4 protein-coding genes are annotated in these 2689 nt (G+C 50.0%); all 4 read right to left on the bottom strand.

What is annotated here, in order from left to right; translation table 11 throughout:
- Window positions 1-401: 401 nt before the first annotated feature.
- Window positions 402-914: a relaxase/mobilization nuclease domain-containing protein gene (locus D1159_RS18645; RefSeq protein ID WP_243152403.1), complete on the bottom strand. Its 513-nt coding sequence runs from the start codon at window positions 912-914 to the stop codon at window positions 402-404.
- A 57-nt stretch (window positions 915-971) separates the two neighbouring features.
- The gene (locus D1159_RS18640; RefSeq protein WP_161847089.1) at window positions 972-1703 is read right to left on the bottom strand and encodes a plasmid pRiA4b ORF-3 family protein; all 732 of its coding nucleotides are present in this window, start codon (window positions 1701-1703) and stop codon (window positions 972-974) included.
- Window positions 1704-1792: 89 nt separating this feature from the next.
- Entirely contained in the window at window positions 1793-2443 is a 651-nt protein-coding gene (locus tag D1159_RS18635; RefSeq protein ID WP_161847088.1) for an IS3 family transposase, read from the bottom strand.
- A 61-nt stretch (window positions 2444-2504) separates the two neighbouring features.
- A partial coding sequence (locus D1159_RS18630; RefSeq protein ID WP_161847087.1) for a hypothetical protein occupies window positions 2505-2689 on the bottom strand: 185 nt, incomplete at its 5' end.

Here is a 2689-nt window from a genome sequence, read left to right as displayed (position 1 = left end):
CATGTCTTTTCATGCGCTCCATTTTATCAGCTCGGCACTTTACACACAATCCCTTAGTTTTAAAACAGACTCTAGGACTTGGGCTGAGACCGCGTCTGTCCTGATGGGACCGCGACATGCTACACTCCCCGTCTGGTTTCCCTTTCGGATAAGTCGCGAGGTGATAGGTTGTCCATCTCTTGTAATTACTCCCCCTTTCTCATCTTATTGAGATGTAACGAGATACTTTTCCTACCGCTTGCTAAAGGCGGAATTTCAATAAGGCCACGCAAGACATTTATTAGGCGCCGTCTTGCTTAAGGGCGCACCATATGTTCCATGAGCATAAAGAAGTGGCCCAGGTCGTTGGCGTCCTCAATGGCTGCCTGCAGATCCGCCTCCAGCATGGAGCGGAAGGTGGGCTAGCCCTTGGACTGGCGCAGCCATTCGATGTAGCTGACCGCCTTGCGGTCGCTGCCCTCCATAATGACCGGCAGTCCATGCTCCCGGCACAGCCGATCCGAAACGGCACGAATCTGCTGGTAGTAGCTCTGGGCGTTGCTGTGGTACTTCTCGCCGGTGTCGGCGTTGACGGAATTGAAAACTAGGTGGGCGTGGATATGCTCCTTGTCCACATGGACTCCGATCACTGTCTCGTACCCTAGCAGATGCTCTTTCGCAAATTCTGTGGCGATCTCCAGCGCCTGTTCCGGCGTGACCTCCCCCGGCTTGAAAGAATGGATGATGTGGTAGTACATCATGCCATCCTCCTTGCCCACAGCCCGCTTGGTGTCCAGCATCTGACGGCATTCCCGGCCGGGGTCGCAGTTCAGGTGGGCGGTGAGGACGCGCTCCCCGGTCTTGTCCCCGTTGAGGACGTAGTTGATGCCGATGTCCAGGCGGCCCTTCCAGGCAAGTATTTTTGTGATGGCCATAGCTGTTCCCTCAAAATAACAAGGGCGAACCCTTCCGAGTTCACCCTTAATGAGAAATCATTTTAAATATTTTCGTTCTAAAAGCGCCAAGGATTGCTTGGTCGTCTGGAGTCCAAGTTCATACGCATCCCGGTATATCCGTGGAACTTTCTTTAAACGATAGTTCATATCTTTGATATCGAAAGTAGACAGATCCAATTCCTTAACGCCCAGCCATTTTGAAAATTCGCTATATTCCCGGCCCTTTTTCTTTTGAAAGGCTTTTGCCAATCGCTCCAGCCCACCGACACCGCCGCAATCTTCAATAATTCCGTATCCTGCTCCCTCTAAAACGCGAGGGAGTAATTTTCCCGGCAAGGCGTCATCTTGGAAGACCTGTTCCAGCCGCAGTTCAACCTCCCAACCATCGCCGCAGTCATACCGCATACACAGCCGCAGCCCTGGCGTATTGGAAAGCCGCCGCAAAGTCATGGCAGCAGCGTCCATGGTCTGCTCCGTCTCTGTATCAGGCAGTGAATCTTCTGTCAAAACCTCGTAATGTATAACCTCCGGACGGCTCCAATGCATATCCTCTGTGGGAAAATTTTTCTCCTGTAGATAGCCCAACAGATCCTCTTTGATAAAATAATCTATGCAAAATAAATGGCTTGCCTGCATCTCGTACATTGTCATGAGGATATAGCCCAGCCTCGCCAGCGAGACATTGCCCGCTACCTGGAATCGCCGCCAGACAGTGGGCTGATAGTCTTTCAGGCAGGAATAAAACTGATAAATCGGTTGAGTCGCCATAATGTACACCTACCATCTATTAACAGATCACAATTAAAATTATATCCTATATTGCCAGTAAAAACAAGTATTTGGCGACAGCTTTCCACTTATTTTTTGGCGATTTGGTACATCAGCTCGTAGACCTGATCCAGCAGGAACAGCCCCCGCGTGGCATCCTCCGCCCTGGCGATTCCAGCATTGACGCTGCAGGCGACCAAATCCAACTCGTCCTTCATATGCCCGAAGAAGCTCTCTTGGAGCGCATTGTCCCAGCAGTTGGCTTTCCTGGACATGGACTGGCGCAGATGATTATCCCGGATGATTTGAATGAATTTCAAACTTGTATAGTGGGATCCCTGATCGCTGTTGATCAGGGTTTCTGCCTGTAGAGAAACACCATGGATTTTGATCAACTGATTCACTGCGTTGAGCATCCGGCGATAAGGATTTGCTTTTCGGATGGGGCACTTCAAACCATATTTATTCATAATTCTTCGGATTTTCTTGAGATTCATGCACACAGGAGTTTCCAAATGCAGGAGATGCATGTAGATACTGCGCGCTCCTTTTGCGTATCCGCGATGATTATACGCCTGCAAAATCAGTGCGAAATCATTTTGCTCCTGGGCTTCACGTCTCGCGCGGGATTCAGCGGCAGCGGCCCAGCGGTAATATCCAGAGCGGGAAACATTGGCGATGCGACATAACTCAGAAACGCTTAGGATATTGTCATAGGAAGACAGTGTTGCTTGTATCATAGCAAACCTCTCATCTGTTGGAGCTGGTACAAACACGCTACCTATTCCTCCCTGCCAGCGTTTATAATTTTTTTACAAATTCAAGTTCCTGTCTGGCACGTTTCAGTTCATGCTCCAGTTTGCCAATTTTTACATGGGCAGCAGCAAGCTCATAAACATTGGCCTGGGTTGGCGCAGAGGTGAACCGGGATGACGCTTTGGGCTGTTCGGCTTTCCATTTCAGAATATGGGAACGGATGCTGCGGA

Source organism: Pseudoflavonifractor sp. 524-17, assembly GCF_009935845.1.
GTDB lineage: Bacteria > Bacillota > Clostridia > Oscillospirales > Oscillospiraceae > Pseudoflavonifractor_A.
Note: the sequence above shows the minus strand (reverse complement) of the source record. Positions and strands in the feature narration are given on the sequence as shown.

Bases quoted from the DNA above. Each gene is read 5' to 3' on its own strand.
- D1159_RS18635 (WP_161847088.1), bottom strand. From the start codon at position 2,443: ATGATACAAGCAACACTGTCTTCCTATGACAATATCCTAAGCGTTTCT.
- D1159_RS18640 (WP_161847089.1), bottom strand. From the start codon at position 1,703: ATGGCGACTCAACCGATTTATCAGTTTTATTCCTGCCTGAAAGACTAT.
- D1159_RS18645 (WP_243152403.1), bottom strand. From the start codon at position 914: ATGGCCATCACAAAAATACTTGCCTGGAAGGGCCGCCTGGACATCGGC.